At 70.8% G+C, this 18,135-nt stretch carries 15 protein-coding genes; 3 read left to right on the plus strand and 12 right to left on the minus strand.

Annotation, left to right across the window (positions count from 1 at the left end; genetic code table 11):
- Window positions 1-510 (plus strand): invasion associated locus B family protein (locus tag BKE38_RS17545; protein ID WP_076958570.1); only part of this gene is annotated, 510 nt, incomplete at its 5' end.
- A 48-nt stretch (window positions 511-558) separates the two neighbouring features.
- Here BKE38_RS17545 and BKE38_RS17550 read toward each other — a convergent pair.
- The 3 genes from BKE38_RS17550 to BKE38_RS17560 form a co-directional block, all read right to left on the minus strand.
- Window positions 559-3,945, minus strand: a complete 3,387-nt coding sequence (locus BKE38_RS17550) for a M10 family metallopeptidase (protein ID WP_076958571.1) — start codon at window positions 3,943-3,945, stop codon at window positions 559-561.
- 186 nt (window positions 3,946-4,131) lie between these two features.
- Complete coding sequence (locus BKE38_RS17555; RefSeq protein ID WP_242662446.1) at window positions 4,132-5,205, minus strand: Ldh family oxidoreductase; 1,074 nt, start codon at window positions 5,203-5,205, stop codon at window positions 4,132-4,134.
- A gap of 56 nt (window positions 5,206-5,261) precedes the next feature.
- Window positions 5,262-6,239 carry a Bug family tripartite tricarboxylate transporter substrate binding protein gene (locus BKE38_RS17560; RefSeq protein ID WP_076958573.1) on the minus strand — a complete coding sequence of 326 codons (978 nt, stop codon included), beginning with the start codon at window positions 6,237-6,239 and terminating at the stop codon, window positions 5,262-5,264.
- Between the two features lie 106 nt (window positions 6,240-6,345).
- Here BKE38_RS17560 and BKE38_RS17565 point away from each other — a divergent pair, with 106 nt between their 5' ends.
- Together BKE38_RS17565 and BKE38_RS17570 are read left to right on the plus strand one after the other, a co-directional pair.
- Window positions 6,346-7,248 carry a LysR family transcriptional regulator gene (locus BKE38_RS17565; protein ID WP_076958574.1) on the plus strand — a complete coding sequence of 301 codons (903 nt, stop codon included), beginning with the start codon at window positions 6,346-6,348 and terminating at the stop codon, window positions 7,246-7,248.
- A gap of 83 nt (window positions 7,249-7,331) precedes the next feature.
- A complete protein-coding gene (locus tag BKE38_RS17570; protein ID WP_076958575.1) occupies window positions 7,332-8,945 on the plus strand; it encodes an ABC transporter substrate-binding protein in 1,614 nt (537 codons plus the stop codon).
- A 39-nt stretch (window positions 8,946-8,984) separates the two neighbouring features.
- On the opposite strand, the gene BKE38_RS17575 is transcribed toward BKE38_RS17570, so the two are convergent.
- The 9 genes from BKE38_RS17575 to atzF all read right to left on the minus strand — a co-directional run.
- Window positions 8,985-10,208: a metal-dependent hydrolase family protein gene (locus tag BKE38_RS17575; RefSeq protein ID WP_076958576.1), complete on the minus strand. Its 1,224-nt coding sequence runs from the start codon at window positions 10,206-10,208 to the stop codon at window positions 8,985-8,987.
- Between the two features lie 53 nt (window positions 10,209-10,261).
- Entirely contained in the window at window positions 10,262-10,726 is a 465-nt protein-coding gene (locus BKE38_RS17580) for a GAF domain-containing protein (RefSeq protein WP_076958577.1), read from the minus strand.
- Window positions 10,723-11,628: a branched-chain amino acid ABC transporter permease gene (locus BKE38_RS17585; RefSeq protein ID WP_076958578.1), complete on the minus strand. Its 906-nt coding sequence runs from the start codon at window positions 11,626-11,628 to the stop codon at window positions 10,723-10,725. The genes BKE38_RS17580 and BKE38_RS17585 overlap by 4 nt, the downstream gene beginning before the upstream one ends.
- Window positions 11,628-12,491, minus strand: coding sequence for a branched-chain amino acid ABC transporter permease (locus BKE38_RS17590; protein WP_076958579.1), 864 nt, complete (start codon window positions 12,489-12,491; stop codon window positions 11,628-11,630). Before BKE38_RS17590 ends, BKE38_RS17585 begins: the two co-directional genes overlap by 1 nt.
- 4 nt (window positions 12,492-12,495) lie before the next feature.
- Window positions 12,496-13,704 (minus strand): ABC transporter substrate-binding protein, encoded by a 1,209-nt coding sequence (locus tag BKE38_RS17595; protein ID WP_076958580.1) that lies wholly within the window; start codon window positions 13,702-13,704, stop codon window positions 12,496-12,498.
- Between the two features lie 36 nt (window positions 13,705-13,740).
- A complete protein-coding gene (locus BKE38_RS17600) occupies window positions 13,741-14,451 on the minus strand; it encodes an ABC transporter ATP-binding protein (protein ID WP_076958581.1) in 711 nt (236 codons plus the stop codon).
- Window positions 14,448-15,203 carry an ABC transporter ATP-binding protein gene (locus tag BKE38_RS17605; RefSeq protein ID WP_242662448.1) on the minus strand — a complete coding sequence of 252 codons (756 nt, stop codon included), beginning with the start codon at window positions 15,201-15,203 and terminating at the stop codon, window positions 14,448-14,450. Before BKE38_RS17605 ends, BKE38_RS17600 begins: the two co-directional genes overlap by 4 nt.
- A gap of 126 nt (window positions 15,204-15,329) precedes the next feature.
- On the minus strand, window positions 15,330-16,196 hold the full coding sequence (locus tag BKE38_RS17610) for an alpha/beta fold hydrolase (protein ID WP_076958582.1): 867 nt from the start codon (window positions 16,194-16,196) through the stop codon (window positions 15,330-15,332).
- A 38-nt stretch (window positions 16,197-16,234) separates the two neighbouring features.
- A partial coding sequence (atzF, locus tag BKE38_RS17615; RefSeq protein WP_367595908.1) for an allophanate hydrolase occupies window positions 16,235-18,135 on the minus strand: 1,901 nt, incomplete at its 5' end.

Below are 18,135 nucleotides of genomic sequence, written 5' to 3' on the forward strand. Positions count from 1 at the left end.
GCGACCCCGGCCGCCCCCGGCGCCCAGCCTGCGACGCCGGCGCCGGCCGCCCCGGTGACCTTCCCCGGCGGCGCCCGCTCGGTGAACGAGGAGCATGGCGACTGGATGGTCAATTGCGGCGGGCAGGACGGCCGCAAGGTCTGCGCCATCTCGCAGAGCCAGGGGAACAACCAGACCGGCCGCCGCGTCTTCACCATGGAGGTCCGCCCGGCCGCCAATGACGAGCTGAACGGCATGCTGCTGATGCCCTTCGGCCTGCGGCTGGATGCCGGCAACACCCTGGCGCTGGACGACCAGCCCTTCGGCCCGGTCCGCGCCTTCAACACTTGCATCGAGGCCGGCTGCCTGGCGCCGCTGAACCTCGACGCCGCCGGCAGCCGCGCGCTGCAGCGCGGCAATGTGCTGAAGGTGACGGCCGAGAATCTGGGCAGCGGCGAGCCGGTGACCTTCAACGTCTCGCTGAACGGCTTCACCTCGGCGCTGAAGCGCGCCCAGGACCTCGCGAAGTAGTTTTTCCGGTTTGCCGGCGGCCGATGGCCGCCGGCGGCGTTGCGCGGCTTAGCCGAAGACGAGGTCCTGCTCGGGCTGGGTGATCGGCGCCGACGCATCGATCTCAGCCATCCTGGGCACGATCTTCGACCGAAGCACCAGCGAATAGTCTCCTCCGACCTGGGCATCGTCACTGACCGACAGGTGATAGGTGCCGCTGCTCAGGGGAGAGAAGTCGAATTGCGCATGGCCGGTGCCCGTCCTGTCGACAGTCTGGACGACTTCCCTGCCGGTCGGATGGATCAGCACCAGGCGAAACTGCGGACCGGCATCCTGGATGCCGGAACCGTCCAATTCGACGGTGTATCGGGTCCGCTCGCTGAGATAGAGGCTGAAGACATCCCGGTCGGAACCGGTTTCCAGACGACCGCTTTCGATCGGCCCATCGAACCGTCCGAGGGGCTCGCTCGCATCGGTGATCACGTCGCGATAGTCGTCGAGCTTGCCGCGCGCCGCCGAGATCGTGCTCAGCTCGTATCGGCCTGACGTCTGGTAATCCGACGCCACCCGCACATAGAAGGTCCCCGACGTGGCCGGCGACAGATCCAGCAGGACGTCGCCGCCGTCGGAGGGAGTGCCCCGCGCGACCCGGGTCCCGTTGCCCCGGTAGAGTTCCAGCACGCCATCCAGGCCATCGCTGGCCGCCAGATGGAAGCGATAGCTGAAGGAGGAGGACAGGGTGACGGCGAAGACGTCGGCATCGCCGGCGGTGTCGATGCCGCCCTTGGTCGCCGCGCCGCGAACCTCGAGCGGTGCATAGGCGCCGCCGCTGACCACCTGATCGGGATGGTCATCCGAAAGGCCATCGCGGACGGTGAGCTGATAGCTGCCTGGCCTGGACGGCCCGTTGACCAGCAGATTGTAGCTGCCGCTGGTTTCCGCGCGATAGACCAGGCGAAGGCTGCCGTCGGTGAGGGTGGAGGCGCTGGCCAGGGTGGCGCCGCCGCCCTGCGACAAGAGCAGGGCGACATCTTGGATGCCGGCATGCTGCAGCACCGCCTCATACCAGGTGCCGGCACGCAGCGAGACCGAGAAAAGATCCGCGTCCCCCGCGGTCTCGATCTGGCCTGCCTTCCCGACCCCGAGCACCAGCGCACCCACCGGATCGCTCCTGTCCGCCCGGCTGTCGGCAAAGTCGTCCGGCACGCCGGTCACCAGCGTGTAGCTGCCGGTCGAGCTGCCCACGCCGCGCGCCTTCAGATAGTAGATCCCATCCGCCGCGGGGGTGAATTCCAGCGCGGCGTCGCGCGTCGCGCCGTTGTCGTTGCGCGCCACCAGGACGTTGTTGGCGTCGCGCAGCTCGAGATAGCCGTCGCCCAGCGTGCCCGCCCCGGCGCCGCGCCCGCGCAGGTCGAAGGCATAGGATTCCCCCGCCGCCAGCCGGATCGCGAAGACATCGGCATCGCCCGACTTGCCGATGCTGCCGCTGACGCTCTGGCCGCGCGCCAGCATGCCCAGCGCCGCGGTGCTGTCGGCCAGCGTGTCGCGGAAGTCGTCGCCGTCGCCGGCAGCGGCGCGCAGCGTGTAACTGCCGGTCTGCCCGGCCGAGGCGAAGCTGGCGCGCAGGTCATAGGTGCCCGCCTGGGCCGCGGTGAAGGCCAGGAAGCCGTCGCCGGTCAGGGCATGGGTGGTGCCGGCCTGGATCCGCGTGTTGCCCTGCCAGAGCTCCAGCGTCACCGGCGCTGGCTGGCTGCCGCCGTCGAGCGTGCCGCGCAGGTCGAAGACATAGCGCTGCCCGGCGCGCAGCGTGACGGCGAAGAGGTCGACGTCGCCGCCAGCCTCGATCTCGCCGCGGCGCGACTGGCCGGTGGCGATGCTGCCGAGCGGCGCCGTGGTCTCGCCGGCGACGTCGCGATAGTCGTCGGCAAGGGTGGCGGTGATGGTGTAGACGCCGGTGGTGCCGCCCGAGCTGCGCGCCTGCAGGTAGTAGGTGCCGTCGGTGGCGATGCGGTGGTCGATATGGGCGTCGCGCGTGCGGTGGTTGTCGTTGATCGCCAGCAGCCTGCCGCCGGCGTCGCGCAGCTCGAGCAGCGAATCTGCCAGGTTGCCGCCGAGCAGGTCTAGGCCGCGCAGCTCGAAGCTGTAGCTGCGGCCGCCCTGCAGGGTGATGGCGAAGACGTCGGTGTCGTTCCAGGCCTCGATGCGGCCGCGTGCCGCGCCATCGACCCAGAGCGCGCCCATGCGCTTGCTGCCGTCGCCGATGGCGTTGCGGAAGTCGTCGGCGCCGATGATGTTCTCGATGCTGTCGGCGGCGCCGCCATTCTCGAAGCGGACGTATTCGACGCGCAGCAGGCTGTCGAGCACGCCGAAGCCCTCGGCGGTGACATAGCCGCTGGTGCCGTCCATCAGGTAGTCCGAGCGGCTGCCGGCCAGCACCACCGTGTCCCAGCCGCCGCGGCCGTCGATGACATTGCCGGCGCTGTTGCCATGGATGGTGTCGTTGGACTCGGTGGCGATGGCGTTCTCGATCAGCGAGCGGGTGTCGCCGTTGTAGAGCAGCGCATTGGCGACATTGCCGCGCGCCTTGTAGCCGTCGCCCAGATCGGCGCGCTGCCAGTCGGCCGTCGTCGTCCACTGGCCGGGGCGCAGGTCGATGGTGACCGAGTTCCAGTAGTTGGACAGGTCGTAGGTGTCGGTGCCGCCGCCGTCCCAGACGGTCATGAAGACGCGGTTGTCGCCCGGGCGGGCGGCGCCGGCGCCGTTGACGAACATCTGCCCGGTCTCCGGGCTCCAGCTGTAATGGGTGTTGTCGGCGCGCGTGCCGAAATCGGCGCCGTACATCACCTGCAGCGCGGCGATGTCGTTCATCATCAGGGTCTGGGCGAAGCCCCAGGCCTCGTTGCGGTAGCCATCCAGCGACGCGCCGACATGGCTGCGATAGCTCATGACCGAGTATTCCATCGAGTCATGGTCGTAGGAGAGCGTCGTGCCGCTCTCATGCGGGTGCTTCAGGCCGAGCGCATGGCCGGTCTCGTGCAGGACGGCGAGATAGGCGTAGTTGCCGAAGCCGGGATTGTCATACTGCCGGCCGGAATTGTTGTACCAGCTGTCGCCGCCATTCCCCGCGCTGCTCGGGTAGTAGGCATGGGCGGTGCCGGGGTAATCCGACATGCCGTAGCGCAGGTCGCCGACCTGCGAGGCCCGCTCGCCGGTCTCGCTGAAGCTGAGGTTGGTGACCGCCGCGATGTCGTTGAGGTGCTGGCGCACCACGGCGCGCTGCTGCGCGCTGAAGGGCTCGAAATTGTTGTTCGGCTCGCCCCAGCCATAGCCCCGGTCGAAGAAGGCGCCGTATTCCGGGAAGCTGTAGCTGAGGTTGGTGGTGCCCCAGCGCAGGCCGGAGAGCAGGCCGTCGATGTCCCGATTGCCCGTGAGGGCGACGTAGCTGACTGATGGCACGGCGTGCTGGCCCTGTGTCCCGGCGGATGACGACATCGCCTGGTGCGGGACCGGTGCCCTGGGCTTGCGCGGCGGGCAGCGCCGGCAAGCCCAGGCTTCAACAACTGTTTAGCAACGCTGCAGCCATGCGTCAGCGGGGCGAGAAGCTGCGACAGCAAAAAAATTTCGCAGCCGGATCGGGATACCTCAGTCCAGCACCCCGGCGGCGACACCGAGCTTATCCGCCCAGCTTTTCAGCGCGCCGACCGTGGTCTCGGACAGGGGCACGCCGTCGCGCAGCGCCTCGGCGATCTTGCGGTCGGCCTGCTCGCCGGGCAGGCGGACGGGGCGGTCGGGGTCGATCGGCGCATTGGCGTGGCAGCGCTCGGCCAGGAACTCCATCTGGTCGAGGAAGGCCTCGCGGCCGCTGAAGGCGGCGGGGTCGATCAGCTGCAGGTAGACGCTGGCGCCCCAGCGGGTGGGGGCGTCGCGGCGGCCATGGCCGGCCAGGCCCTGGGTCAAGGCCTCCACCATCAGCGCCAGGCCGAAGCCCTTGTGCCCGGCCTCCTGGCCGCCGAGCAGCAGCAGGCTGCCGCGGTCGGTGGCGCGCTCCATGACGCTCGGATCACGGGTCGGGCGGCCGTCGCTGTCGAGCAGCCAGGGATGCTCGAACTGCGTGCCGGCGGCGACCTTTTCCCGCGTCATCGACACCGTGGTGATCGAGGCGGAGATATCGACCAGCACCGGAAAATCGCCGGCCGGGAAGCCGATGGCGAAGGGGTTCGGGCTGAACAGCGCCTCGCGCCCGCCATGCGGCGCCACGATCTTGCTGTGCGGGCCGGAGGAAGCCAGCATGACGAAGCAGCCGGCATCCGTCGCCTGCTTGGCCAGGGCGGCCAGGCAGCCGATATGGTGGCTGCGGCGCATGGCGAAGGTGACGACGCCGTGCTCGGCGACACGGTCCAAGGCCTGGGTCATGGCCTGCTCGACCAGCCAGGGGCCGGGCAGGTAGTTGCCGTCCCAGACGAAGGTGGCGCCGGTGTCGCGGATGATGTCGGGCGTGCCAGATTTGGTCATGCCGCCATTCTCGACCTGCTCGAGATAGGCTTTCACCTGGGCCAGGCCGTGGGTGTAGCGGCCCATCATGTCGGTCAGCACCAGGATGCGGCCGAGGCTTTCGGCTTTGTCCGGCTGCATGCCTGCGGCCTCGAAGAGGCGGGTGGCGAGGGAGGCAAGTTCGGCCTGTGGCCGCCGCAGCCCCGCGGCCATGGCAACACTCATGCTTTCACTCCAAAAAGAAGATGGGGGTCCGGGGGAATTCTTTCCCCCGGCCTTGCTTACTCAGGCTTGATGTTATGCTTCCGCACGATGTCGCCGAAGCTCTGCGTCGCCTGGGTCAGCCAGGTGCGGAAGTGGTCGGGCCCGTCGGTGCGCGGCACGCCGCCGAGGTCGGCGATGCGGGTGGCGATGGCCGGCTGGGCGACGACCTTGCGCAGCTCCTGGTCCAGCTTCTCGATCAGCGGCTTGGGCGTGTTGCCCTGGACCAGGATGCCCTGCCAGGTGCCGGCGTCGTCCATCGGCCAGCCGAGCTCCTTGAAGGTCGGCACGTTGGGCAGCGCGGTCAGCCGGGTCGGGCCGGAGACGGCGATGCCGCGCATCTGGCCGTTGACCACATAGGGCTGGGTGGCCGTCGCGCCGTTGATGATCATGTCGGCCTCGCCCGAGGCGACCGCCAGCAGCGCCGGCGCGCCGCCGCGATAGGGCACCTGCAGCAGGTCGCCGCCCAGATGCGCGCCGAGCTCGACCGCGGTCAGGTGGGTCATGCTGCCGACGCCGGCATTGGCCAGGTTGATGCTGTTGCGCTTGTCCTTCAGATACGCCGCCAGGGACGCGGCGTCGGTCACCGGCAGGGCGTTCTTGGTGGCCAGCAGATAGGGCGCGTAGATCACCATCGAGACCGGCGCCAGGTCGCGCTGCACGTCGAAGGGGATGCGCGGGAACAGCGCCGGGTTGATCGCCAGCGTCGAGACATCCATCAGCAGCAGGCTGTGGCCGTCGGGCGGGCTCTTGGCCACGGCATCGGCGCCGATATTGCCGGCCGCCCCCGCGCGGTTCTCGACCACCACCGACTGGCCGAGCGCCTTGGTCAGCTCCGGCGCCAGGAGCCGCGCCAGGATGTCGCTGGTGCCGCCCGGGGCATTGGGGACGATGATGCGGATGGTGTGGTCGAAGCCCTGGGCGCGCAGCGCAGGCGCGGCGAGCGGCGAGACGGCGGCCGCGGCCAGGCCGGCCTGCAGCAGGTGACGGCGATTCATGAACTTGGACCCTCCGGCGGTCATTTTTATATCGGCCCAGCTAAGCGCGGCCGCCCGATACCCGTCCAAGCTTGTTTTGGCATCGGTTGATGCCGATACTGCATCGATGTTCGAGTTCAGCCAGCTCCGCTGCTTCGTCGCCGTCGCCGAGGAGCTGCATTTCCACCGCGCCGCCGCCCGGCTGAACATGACCCAGCCGCCGCTCAGCCGGCAGATCCAGCAGCTGGAGCGGCAGCTGGGCCTGGTGCTGCTGCTGCGCGGCAGCCGGGCGGTGCGGCTGACGCCCGCGGGCGAGGCTTTTCTCCGCGACGCGCGGCGGCTGCTGCAGGCGGCGGAGAACGCCACGCAGCAGGCGCGGCGGGTGGCGCAGGGGCAGCGCGGGCAGATCACCATCGGCTTCACCGCCTCCTCCGGCTATGGCGTGCTGCCGCGGCTGGTCGGCGTCGCGCGGGCGCGACTGCCGGAGATCGAGCTCAGCCTGCGGGAGATGGTGTCGCAGGACCAGGTGGCGGCGCTGCAGGCGGGCCAGGTGGATCTCGCTTTGCTGCGGCCGCAGCCGCCGGTCGCGGGGTTGCGCACCGCCCTGGTCCAGCGCGAGGCGCTGCGCCTGGCCCTGCCGCGCGGCCACCGGCTGGCGGAGGCCAGCGAGATCGAGATCCCGGCGCTGGAAGGCGAGGCACTGATCACCTTCCCCCCCGTCGAGGGGCGGTATTTCCACGACCTGATCCTCGGCCTGTTCCGCCAGGCCGGGGTGGCGCCGGTGCGGCTGCAATTCATCAGCCAGACGCATTCGATCCTGGCGCTGGTCGGCGCCGGCCTGGGCGTCGCCGTGGTGCCGCAGGCGGCGGAGCGGCTGCGCCAGGCGGAGGTGGTGCTGCGCCCGCTGGCCGGCCCCGGCATCCCGGCGGCCGAGCTGATGCTCGCCTGGCGGGAGGGCGCCGACAACCCGGCCTGCGAGGCCCTGCTGGAGGTACTGCGGCCGGACTGGACCCAGCTGAGCCCCGGCTGACGCCGAGATGTCACGGCGCCGTCAAGCGGATGCAGGAAGCGGCGCGCAGTCTCTGCCCCCTTCCTCCGCCCGGAACGACGTCCATGACCATCGCCCTTCCCCGCCGCGCCCTGCTCGGCCTCGGCGCCGCGGCCAGCCTGCCGCGCTTCGCCATCGCCCAGGCCGACCAGCGCCCTGCCATCACTGTCGCGGTGCAGACCATCAGCACCTCCAACACGCTGGAGCCGCTGCGCGAGCAGTCCAACGTGATGACCCGCGTCGTCGCCAGCTTCCTGGAGCCGCTGATCGACCTGGACTGGGTCGGCGACATGTCGCTGCGCCCGGCGCTGGCGGAATCCTGGCGCCGCATCGACGACCGCACGCTGGAGCTGGTGCTGCGCCCCGATGTCCGCTTCCACGACGGCAGCCCGCTGACCGCCGAGGACGTGGCCTTCACCTTCGGGCCTGAGCACATGTGGGGCGACGGCAGCGCCGCACCCGCGGGCGGCCTCTTCACCTCGACCACGGCCGGCGCCGGCACCCGCCAGCCGCCGCCCGAGGTGCCGGCCATCGCCCGCCTGGCCTTCCCCGGCTTCGAGCGGATGCAGGTAATGGACGCCCGCACCCTGCGCCTGGTCAACAAGCTGCCCGACGTGACGCTGGAAGGCCGGCTGGCCCGCCCCGCCGGCGCCGTCATCAGCCGCCGCGCCTTCGAGGCCGCGCCGGACTGGCTGACCTGGGCGCGCAAGCCGATCGGCACCGGCCCCTACCGCATCGCCGACTATCGCCCCGACAGTTTTCTTCTTCTAGAAGCCAATGACGCCCACTGGGCCGGCCGCCCGCCGCTGCGCAGCATCCGCTTCGTCCAGGTGCCCGAGGTGTCCAGCCGCGTGAACGGCCTCCGCGCCGGCGACTACGACTTCGCCTGCGACCTGCCGCCCGACCAGATCGCCGTCGTCCGCGGCAGCCCGCGCCACGAGGTGCTGGGCCGCGCCATCGCCAACCACCGCGTCACCGCCTTCGACAAAAGCCATGCCGTGCTGCGCGACGCCCGCATCCGCCGCGCCATCACCCATTCGATCGATCGCCAGGGCATCGTCGACGCGCTGTGGGACGGCGCCGGCGGCGTGCCGCGCGGCATGCAGTTCGACTTCTTCGGCCCGATGACGCTGGCCGACTGGGAAGCCCCGCGCTTCGACCTGGCCGAGGCCCGCCGCCTGCTGACCGAGGCCGGCTACAAGGGCGAGCCCATCCCCTATCGCCTGCTGAACAACTACTACACCAACCAGACGCCGACGGCGCAGGTGCTGCATGAAGGCTGGCGCCAGGCCGGATTGAACGTGGTCATCGAGATGAAGGAGAACTGGTCGCAGATCCTGCAGGCCGATGCCGGCCGGGGCCTGCGCGACAATTCCAACACCGCCTTCTTCAACGACCCCGTCGGCGCCATGGCCGCCTTCGGCCCCGGCGGCCAGCAATGGGCCAGCGGCGAATGGCGCAACGACGACGCGGCCAAGGCGCTCGAAGCGCTGCAGACCTCGACCGACCTGGAAACCCGCCGCAAGGCGCTGCGCCAGATGCTGCAGATCTGCGAGCGCGACGACCCCGCCTATACCGTGCTGCACCAGACGGTGAACTTCACCGGCAAGCGGAAGGACATCGGCTGGAAGCCATCGGGGTCCTTCGCGATGGACTTCACCGCGCGAAACTGGGCGTAAAAGAAAGGTCGGGGGGAAGTATCCCCCCGAATCCCCCCTCTATTTCTTCAAAATAACGCCGCCTTTCATCAAAACCGACATCGAGCGGCCTTGGCCGGTCAGCAGCGACAGATCGGCCAAGGGATTGCCATCGACGACAATCAAGTCGGCGAAGGCGCCCTCGGCCACGACGCCGATCTGACCTTCCAAGCGGCAAAGCCGAGCCGCGATGTACGTGGCAGACGCGATCACCTGCTGTGCCGGCAGCACGCGCCCGCGGATGACGAATTCCTCCGACTGGTGGCGGTGCATCGGGCCCAGCAGGTCACTGCCATAGGCCATCGGCAGCCCGGCCTCGGCCATGATCGACAGCGACTCCATGCCCTTCAGCCGGACGTCGTCGACCTTGCCCACGGCCTCGGCGCCGATGCCCAGCGCCTCGCCTTCCTCGGACAGCTTGTCGTAGGTCACCAGCGTCGGCACCGCGACCGCGCCCTGCTCGGCCGCGAAACGCGCGGTCTCCAGGGTGATCAGGTTGCAGTGCTCCAGCGAATGGACGCCGCATTCGACGGCGCGGCGGATGCCCTCGTCGGTGTAGAGATGCGCGGAGACATAGCCGCCGGCATTGCGTGCCTCTTCCACCGCCGCGGTGATCTCCTCGCGGGAGAAGCCGAGGAAATGGATCGGGTCGGTCGGCGAGGCGACGCCGCCATTGGCCATGATCTTAATGAAGCGGGCGCCGGCCTTGATTTCCTGGCGCGCGGCGCGGCGGACTTCGGGGACGCCGTCGCACAGCCGGCCGAGCGCGCCGAGGCGGCCTTCGAATTGGCTGGGGGCGTTGTCGAAGGGCCCGCGGAAGTCGCAATGCCCGCCGGACTGGCTGAGCGCCTTGCCGGAGATCACCAGGCGGGGGCCGCGGACATAGCCCTGCTCGGTGGCCAGCACCTGGCCGTGGTCGGCGCCGCCGACGTCGCGGACGGTGGTGAAGCCGCGGTCCAGCATCTCGCCCATCAGCTTGATGGAGCGGGCCATGATCAGGCTGTCGGGCAGCGTCGCATTGCGGCCGAGGCTGGCCTCGACGGCGACGACATGGACATGGGCGTCGATCAGCCCGGGCATCAGGGTCTTGCCCTTGACGTCGATCACCGTGGCGCCTGCCGGGGCCTTGGCGGTGGGCGAGACCTCGCGGATGCGGCCGCCTTCGACGACGACGCCCTGGGGTTCGGAGGGCTCCGCGGCGGTGCCGTCGACGATCCGCGCGTTGCTGAAGAAGGTGGTGCTCATCTTTTTGAGTTCCAAAAATAGAAGGGGGTGCGGGGGGATACCTCCCCCCGCGCTTACTTTCTTCTGGCTTCCAAGAAAGCAGGGATCAAGAGCGGCGCAAGATGGTGGATCTTGCTGAGTTTTTCCTCATCGTAGTGGTGCTCGGCGTCCAGCAGGTTGCAGGTGCCGATGGTCTCGCCGTCGTAGCGGACGGGCAGGTTGATCACCGAGCCGAGCCCCATGCTTTCGATGAGCGCATGGTCGTAGAAGGCCCAGCGGATGCCGGCCTTGTCCTTCCCGAGATAGGGCTTGCCACCCGTGAGCACATGCGCACCCCAGGGGGTCGCGCCCATCGTCTTGCGGCCGGAGGTCGGGTATTCGGCCGGGTGGCTGGACCAGACGCGGGCGACATCGGCGCCGTCGACATAGAGCAGCGTGAACAGCTTGTGGCCGACGAGGCGCTGGGTCTCTTCCTGCAGGGCGCGGTAGAGGGTTTCGGGCTGGCCAGGTTCGGCCAGGCGGGCGAGCAGCTCGGTCATGAGGGCGCCTTCGGGGCAGGAGGGATGCGCTCGGGCAGGATGCCCTTGGGCCGCAGATGCAGCACCAGCAGCAGGGACAGGCCGACCAGGGCCTCGCGCAGGGCGGCGACCTGCACCGCCTCGATGCCGGGGACGACAGCGGCCAGGAAGCGGGTGGCTTCCAGGAAGGCGACCACGCAATAGGCGCCGAGCACCGCGCCGACGGGGCGGCCGATGCCGCCGGCGGTGACGGCCAGGAAGATGTAGATTGTGATCAGCGGCTGGAAGTGGTCGGGCGAGATATAGGACTGGAAATGGGCGTAGAGCGCGCCGGCCAGCGCCGCGACCGCCGCGGACAGGGCGAAGGCCTGGTATTTCAGCCGCAGCACCGGCTTTCCGGCGAAGCCTGCGAGCTCCTGGTCCTCGCGCACGGCGCGCAGCGCGCGGCCGAAGGGGCTCTGGTCCAGGCGGCGCAGCAGCAGCCAGACGAGGATGACCAGCAGCGTGACGCCCGCCGCCCAGGCCTGGTTGAAGCCGGCGACGCCCAGCGCCGCCTTGCCCGGGGCCAGGATGCCGGACATGCCGTCGGCGCCATTGGTCAGCCAGCGCTCGTTCAGCGCCACCAGGCGGACGATCTCGCCGAAGCCCAAGGTGACGATGGCCAGGTAGTCGTCGCGCAGCCGGAGCGTCAGGCCGGTGATGGCCAGCCCGGCCAGCACGCCGGCCGCCATGGCGACGACGAGCCCGATGGCGAGCGGCGCGCCGGCGCCGGTGGCCAGCGCGGTGGCATAGGCGCCGATGCCGAAGAAGCCGGCGAGGCCCAGATTGACCAGCCCGGCGCCGCCCCAGGCCAGGTTCAGCGCGAGGGACAGCAGCGCGTAGATGCCGCCGATGGTCACCGAGAAGAGCAGGTAGGACAGCATCAGGCCGCCCTCTCGCCCAGCAGCCCGCGCGGGCGGAAGGTCAGGATCAGCAGGATGGCGACGAAGCCGACGCCGGTGCGGTAGGTGGCGGGGACGACAAGCAGCGCCAGTTCTTCCGCGATGCCCAGCGCCAGGGCCCCGGCGACGGCCCCGGGGATCGAGCCCAGCCCGCCCAGCACCGCGGCGGCGAAGACCGAGAGCAGCACGCGATAGCCGGTCATCGGGTCGATCGAGGTGTCGAGGCCGAGCAGCACCCCCCCTGCCCCGGCCAGCCCGGCGCCGAGCGCGACGGCGATGGCGGCGATCCGCGCCGGGTCGATGCCCTTCAGCCGCGCGAGATCCGGGTTGTCGGCGACGGCGCGCATGGCGCGGCCGAAGCGGGTGAACATCAGGAAGGCGAAGACGGCCGCGACGACGGCCACGGCGAGGACCAGGTTCCAGATCTGCTGCAGACCCACGAAGATGCCGCCGATGATCAGGTCGGGCTGGATCGGAAGATCAAAACCCCGGAGATCGTTGCCGAAGAAGAACCGCAGTATGTTTTCAAGAATGAGGTTCACGGCGATGGAGGCGATGGCCACCGTCAGGGCGCCGGCCGGCATCAGCCGCCGCAGCGCGCCGAGCTCGCAGAGCAGCCCCGCCGCGGCGCCGGCGGCGAAGGCCACCAGCACCGCCAGCGGCGCGCCGAAGCCCAGCATGGTGTTCGCCGCCCAGCCGGCGAAGGCGCCGACCGAGACATAGCCGGCGATGGCGAAGCTGGGGTAGCGCAGGATGGCGAAGATGGCGGTGAAGCCGACAGCGGGGACCGCGATCAGCGACCCCGCCAGCAGCCCGTTCACCACCGCCTGCAGCAGGGCTTCCATGCGGTCAGGCGATGCGCAGCAGGGTCAGCTTGCCGGACTTCACCTGCTCGTAGCGGAACTGGCAGTCGATGATGTCGCCGCTTTCGGTGAAGTCGCAGGGGCCGCTGGCGCCTTCGTAGTTGATGGCCTGGCCGGCCTTCAGCGCCGCCAGCCCCTCGGTGATGCTGCCGACCTTGGTGCCGCCCGGCGCCTGGCTGACCTTTCTCAGCGTGTCGCGGATGGCGGTGCCGCTGGCGGTGCCGGCGGCCTGCATGGCCAGCAGCAGAAGATTGGCCTGGTCGTAGCTCTGGGTCGAATAGGGATCGGGGCTGTCGGTGCCGGCGATCGAGGCCATGTGCTTCCAGGCCGGCGACCCCTCCGCCGGCGAGGGCGCGATGGTGAAGATGCCTTCGACGGTGTCGGCGGGGACGCTTTCGATCAGCTTCTGGTTGACCGAATAGGCGAAGGCGATGCGGGTGCCGGTGAAGCCGGCGCGCAGCAGGTCCTTCACCAGCACGGTGGTGTCGGGCAGGTAGCCGCCGAGCACGATGGCATCCGGCCGCCCGCGCAGCGCCTGCTGCACCTCGGTGCGGTAGGAGGGCTTCTTGTCGTCGTAGATCAGCAGCTCCGCGGTGCCGCCGGCCGGCTTCACCGCGGCGGCGATGTTCTCGTACTGGCTCTGCGCGAAAGGCGTCTGCGGCGACAGCATGACGATCTTCTTGGCGCCCTGGCTCAGCGCGAACTCGCCGAACTTTTTGCCTTGCAGCGTGGTGTTCGGCTGGGTGCGGGCGAAGAAGCCGCGATGCGGCAGGGCGGTCAGCGCATCGGCGCCGGCGGTGGCCATCATGAAGGTGCCGCTCTCCCAGCAGAGCGGCGCGACGGCGGCGGCGACCGACGACGCCCAGACGCCGCAGATCGCGGCGACCCGGTCGACATCGATCAGCTTGCGCGCGGCGCGGACGGCGGCCTCGGGGTTGGTCTGGTCGTCCTCGGCCACCAGCTCGACCGGGCGGCCCAGGATGCCGCCGGCCTTGTTGGCCTCCTCGACCACGGCGCGGATCGCCTTGACCATGGCCGGGCCATAGGTGCCGCCGGCGCCGGTCAGCGGCGAGAGGGCGGCGATGCGCAGCGGCCCCTGGCCCTCGGCGCGCAGGATGCGCGGCAGGACCAGCGGCGCCAGGGCCGCCGTCGCCAGCAGCGAACGGCGCGACAGATCAGCGAAAGACGCGGTCATCTCACTCTCTCCCCTCGCCCGTTTGCGGGCTTTTGCTCAACCACCCAGGAACAGCCTGCGAATGTCCGGATCCTCGGCCAGCGCCGGGCCTGCGCCCTCGACGCTGTTGCGCCCGGCGACCAGCACATAGCCGCGGTGGGAGATGCGCAGCGCCTCCACCGCATGCTGCTCGACCATCAGCACCGGCAGGCCGGCGCGGTTCAGGTCGATCACCGCCGCGAACAGCTCTTCCGCCGCGCGGGGCGACAGGCCGGCGGTGGGCTCGTCCAGCAGCATCATCGTGGGCTGCTGCATCAGCCCCATGGCCATGGCCAGGATCTGCCGCTGCCCGCCCGACAGGCTGCGCGCCAGCGCCCGCCGCTTGCCCGCCAGCATCGGATAACGGGCATAGATTTTTTCGAGTTCAGTGGCCGATCCCTTCGGATCGAGGAAGCCGCTGATCGACAGGTTTTCAGCCACGCTGAGGCGGGCGAAGACATTGGCCTCCTGCGGCACGAAGGCCAGGCCCGCGCGTGCCCGGCCGATGGCGTCCTGCGCCGTCACGTCGCGGCCGGCGACGGCGACGCGGCCCTCGGCAATCTTCAAAAGACCCGCCACCGCCTTCAGCAGCGTCGACTTGCCGGCGCCGTTCGGGCCGATGATCGTCACGATCTCGCCGGGCTGCACCGCGACCGAGGCGCCCTTCAGGATCTGCTCGGCGGCGCCATAGCCGGCAACCAGGCCTTCGGCGATCAGCGCGGCGGTCAATGCCGGCGCCCCAGATAGGCTTCCTGCACCTCGGCGTTTTCCACCACCTCGTCGAAGCTGCCGGTCACCAAGGTGCGGCCTTCCGCCATGACGACGACGTGGTGGCAGAGCTGGCGGATCAGCGCCATGTCATGCTCGACCAGGCACAGGGAAATACCCTCGGCGTTCAGCGCCTGCAGATGCGCGGCGATCTCGGCGCCGAGCGACGGGTTCACCCCCGCCATCGGCTCATCCAGCAGGATCATGCGCGGCTCGGCCATCAGGGTGCGGCCGATTTCCACCAGCTTCTTCTGGCCGCCGGACAAGGCGGTGACGGGGGCGTCCAACAAGGGCGAAAGACGTAGGCGGCCAGCGATGGCGAGCGCCCGCTCGGCGAGCTCGGCCTCGCGGTCACGCGCCGCGCGCGACCACATCGGCGCCTGCAGCAGCCGCTCGCCCGGCTGGCGCGGGCCATAGAGCATCAGGTGCTGGAAGACGCTCATCTTCGGGAAGCCGCGGGCGATCTGGAAGGTGCGGGTCAGCCCGCGCGCCGCCAGCCGATGCGGCTTCATGCCCGTGACGTCATCGCCCTCGAAGCGGACCTGCCCGGCATCGGGCCGCAGCAGGCCGGAGACGACGTTCAGCAGGGTCGATTTGCCGGCGCCGTTCGGCCCGATCAGCCCGGTGATGCGCCCGGCCGGCACGGCGAAGCCGACACCGTCCAGCGCCGCCACGCCGAAGAAGCGGCGGGTGACGGCGGCCACTTTCAACACGGCCGGCGCCCCGCCCGCATTCCCGGGCAGGGGGGCTGAGGCGCGGTCGGCCGGCAGCGCGGTTTCCACCATGCGGCCAGCGAAGGCGCAAACATCGCTGGACGCAAGAGGCTTTCTGCGGAGGGCTCAGCCCGGTGGCCGCAGCAGCGCCGCGGCGCCGGCCGGGTTCTCCAGCGGCAGGAAATGCGTCGTGCGCGGCAGCACCAGGGCCTGGCCGTGGCAGGCGGCGGCGGCCAGCGGCTGCACTCCGCGCAGCCAGTCGCCGGCCTCGGTGTCGCTGGCCACGAAGCGGCAGGGCACGGTCACCCCGGGCAACGACTCGAACACCGTGGCATTGCCGACGGCCTGGTAGATGGCGGCCTCGGTCTCCGGGGCGCAGCGCAGGCGCCAGCCGGCGGCCTCGGCGCGCAACTGGGCGGTGGCATGGGTCAGCAGCGCCGCGTCGTCGATCAGCGCATAGGCCGGGTGCGGGCGCAGGCGGGCGAACAGCTGCGCCGGGCCGTCCCACAGCCGGCGGCGGAACAGGGTGGCGGCGACGCGCTGGCGCATGCCCTCGCGGATCTCCGGGCGCTCCAGCAGGGCCGGCGTCATGATCGGCGGCTCGAACAGGGTCAGGTCCGGCCAGGGCACGGCGGCCAGCAGCATGGCGAGGCCGGAGAAGGAATGCGCCGCCCCCCGCGGCCAGGCGCCGGTCGCGTCACGCACCGCCTCCGCCACCCGCCGCGCATCGGCGGCCAGGCGGTCCAGCGTCACCGCCTCGGCGACGGGGAGGCCCTCCGGCAGGCTGGACTCGCCATGGCCGCGGGCATCCCAGGCCCAGAGGTCATGATCGCGCGCCAGATCGGCCAGCAGCGCCGGATAGGAGCCGACGGCGAAGCCATTGGCATGCCCCCAGAGCAGCGGCGGCGCGTCGCGGCGGCCAAGGCGGTAGAGAGCAAGGCGTGCGCCATCCGGCGTGTCCAGCAGCAGGGAGGCGACGGTGGCGGTGTCCATCGCGGCTCTATAGGCCGGGGCGTCGGCGCCGCCCAGCGTCAGGCAGCGGCGGCGGTCGCAGCGCGATACGCCCGCCAGCCGCCATGGGCGCTGATATCCACCGCCCCCTCGACGCCGCCTTCGCAGATGAAGCCCAGCGCCGGGCCGCCCTGCAACCGGACCTGGCCAAGGCCGAGCGGCGCCGCGATGGTGGCGAGAAAGGCGGCCAGTGCGGCGGATGGCAGCGCCCAGACCTCGCCCTCGATGGCGACGCCGTCGCGGGCGGGCAGCAGGCCGGGGCGCGGCAGGGCGCCGGGCAGGGCCAGCAGGCGGTAGCAGGGCTCGGTGTGGCAGGTGCTGCGCAGCACGCCGCCCAGCGCCCGCAGCGCCGGGTTCAAAGGCTGCCCCTCCAGATGCGCGCCGAAGACGGCGATCTCGACCATCGGCTGGGTCGCCGGCGGCGGCGCAGCGGCGGCGGGCGGCAGCGCCGCGCCGGTCGCGCCCAGCGGCAGGTCGGCGGCGCGCTGCAGGGCGGCCCCGAGGCCGGCCAGCAGCCCGTCATGGAAGGCCGGCGCCAGCAGGGTGACGCCGGCCGGGAAACCTCGGCTGTCGAAGCCGCCCGGCACGGCCAGGCCGGCCAGGTCGAGCAGATTGGTGAAATTGGTGTAGCGGCCCAGCGCCGTGTTGCAGGCGATCGGCTCGGCGGCGATCTCGTCCACCGAGAAGCCGCGCGCGGCGGTCGGCACCACCAGGCAGTCGATGCGCGACCAAAGCGGCGCAATGGCCTGGGCCAGGGCCTGCAGCCGCTGCCGCGCGTCGAGGATCTCCAGCCCCGAATAGGCCAAGCCCTTGGCAATGATGGCATGGGTGACGGGATGCAGGCTGTCGGGGCGCTCGGCCAGCCACTCGCGCAGGGCATGGGTGCGCTCGGCGACGAAAGGCCCGTAGAGCAGCCGCGCGACCTCCTGGAAGGGCGCGAAGTCGATGTCCTCCGCGATGCCGCCCAGGGCCTGCAGGCGGGCGACGCTGGCCTGGAACAGCGCCTCCCCCTCGGCATCGCCCAGGAAGTCGCGATCGGCGGCACGCGGGATGGCGAAGCGGAAGGCGGCGGGCGCCGGGACGCGGGCGGAAAAACCCGCGGGTGCCGCGCGCGACCAGGCATCGCGCGGGTCGAAGCCGGCGATGACGGCCGCGACGGCGGCGGCATCCTCCACCGTCAGGGCGAAGACGGACACGCAGTCCAGCGAGCGGCAGGCCGGCACCATGCCATGGTTGCTGACCAGGCCGCGGCTGGGCTTCAGGCCGACGATGTTGTTGAAGGCGGCAGGGATGCGGCCCGACCCGGCGGTGTCGGTGCCCAGGCTGAAGCTCGCCAGGCCCCGCGCCACCGCCACCGCCGAGCCGGAGCTCGACCCGCCCGGGATCATCGCCGGATCGAAGGGATTGCGCGGCACCCCATAGGGCGAGCGGGTGCCGACCAGCCCGGTGGCGAACTGGTCCAGGTTGGTCTTGCCCAGCAGCACCGCGCCGGCCGCGGTCAGCCGCGCCACGGCCGCTGCCGTCTCGGCCGGGTAATGGGAAAAATCCGGGCAGGCGGCGGTGGTCGGCAGGCCGGCCACGTCCAGATTGTCCTTCACCGCGAAAGGCAGGCCGTACAGGGGCAGGCATTCGCCGGCAGCGCGGCGGGCGGGCAGGCGCGCGGCCTCGGCCAGGATCTCGGCCGGCGGGCGGCGGCTGATCCAGATCGCCGGGTCGGCCGCGGCCTCGAGGCGGCGCAGCACCTCGGCCAGCAGCGCCTCGGGCGCCAGGCCGGCGGCATAGGCCTCGGCCAGCCGGCAGAAATCCAGGCTGAGCCTGTCGAGCGGTGCCGCGGCGGCCATCGGAAATCCCCTGGATCGGAACAAGGCGCGGCCGCCATTGAAGAGCAAGCCCTGGCGCGCCGCCAGGGCTTGCTCTTCAA

The sequence above is a fragment of the Teichococcus deserti genome (genome assembly GCF_001982615.1).
In the GTDB taxonomy this organism is placed as follows: Bacteria; Pseudomonadota; Alphaproteobacteria; order Acetobacterales; family Acetobacteraceae; genus Pseudoroseomonas; species Pseudoroseomonas deserti.

Excerpts from the sequence above, each read along its gene's own strand:
- BKE38_RS17590 (WP_076958579.1), bottom strand. The coding sequence starts at position 12,491 with ATGGAAGCCCTGCTGCAGGCGGTGGTGAACGGGCTGCTGGCGGGGTCG.
- BKE38_RS17610 (WP_076958582.1), bottom strand. The coding sequence starts at position 16,196 with ATGGACACCGCCACCGTCGCCTCCCTGCTGCTGGACACGCCGGATGGC.
- BKE38_RS17555 (WP_242662446.1), bottom strand. The coding sequence starts at position 5,205 with ATGAGTGTTGCCATGGCCGCGGGGCTGCGGCGGCCACAGGCCGAACTT.
- BKE38_RS17580 (WP_076958577.1), bottom strand. The coding sequence starts at position 10,726 with ATGACCGAGCTGCTCGCCCGCCTGGCCGAACCTGGCCAGCCCGAAACC.
- BKE38_RS17565 (WP_076958574.1), top strand. The coding sequence starts at position 6,346 with ATGTTCGAGTTCAGCCAGCTCCGCTGCTTCGTCGCCGTCGCCGAGGAG.
- BKE38_RS17570 (WP_076958575.1), top strand. The coding sequence starts at position 7,332 with ATGACCATCGCCCTTCCCCGCCGCGCCCTGCTCGGCCTCGGCGCCGCG.
- BKE38_RS17595 (WP_076958580.1), bottom strand. The coding sequence starts at position 13,704 with ATGACCGCGTCTTTCGCTGATCTGTCGCGCCGTTCGCTGCTGGCGACG.
- BKE38_RS17575 (WP_076958576.1), bottom strand. The coding sequence starts at position 10,208 with ATGAGCACCACCTTCTTCAGCAACGCGCGGATCGTCGACGGCACCGCC.
- BKE38_RS17560 (WP_076958573.1), bottom strand. The coding sequence starts at position 6,239 with ATGAATCGCCGTCACCTGCTGCAGGCCGGCCTGGCCGCGGCCGCCGTC.
- BKE38_RS17585 (WP_076958578.1), bottom strand. The coding sequence starts at position 11,628 with ATGCTGTCCTACCTGCTCTTCTCGGTGACCATCGGCGGCATCTACGCG.